Annotated in this window: 1 protein-coding gene; it reads left to right on the top strand. The window is 50.9% G+C overall.

What is annotated here, in order from left to right:
• The coding region (locus R0J87_RS18715; protein ID WP_498888083.1) for a processed acidic surface protein at positions 1-253 on the top strand (253 nt) is incomplete at its 5' end.
• Between the last annotated feature and the right edge of the window lie 140 nt (positions 254-393).

Below are 393 nucleotides of genomic sequence, written 5' to 3'. Positions count from 1 at the left end.
TGCAGATATTCTATTGACCGCTGACATGTTCGGCTCGGACCTGATCATCGATACCGGAAAAGAATTGGAAGGCAATACACCGGCGATTACACCGTCACCTAAACAACCTGCAGATAACACCGATCAGACCGTCAAAGGCGGAAAGTTGCCGAAAACAGCCAGTGAGTTTGCGGCGAATATGGCGATTGGCCTTGGCTTTATCGCATTCGGCACTTTATTGTATAGACGTTCACGAGTGAAGCGCACAGTATGAACAAAAAGAACATTTCCTGGTTGATGCGCTCCGCTCAGTCCAGGGTCTTCGGCTCGCGCTATCCCCGCAGGAAACGAATCGTGCTTAACACGATTCGTTTGCGACGCAGTAGCGCAGCGATGCGGGAGCACATTTTTGCC

It is taken from the genome of Halomonas sp. SIMBA_159 (genome assembly GCF_046536035.1).
Lineage (GTDB): Bacteria > Pseudomonadota > Gammaproteobacteria > Pseudomonadales > Halomonadaceae > Vreelandella > Vreelandella venusta_A.
This window is presented reverse-complemented; position numbering and strand designations above follow the sequence as displayed.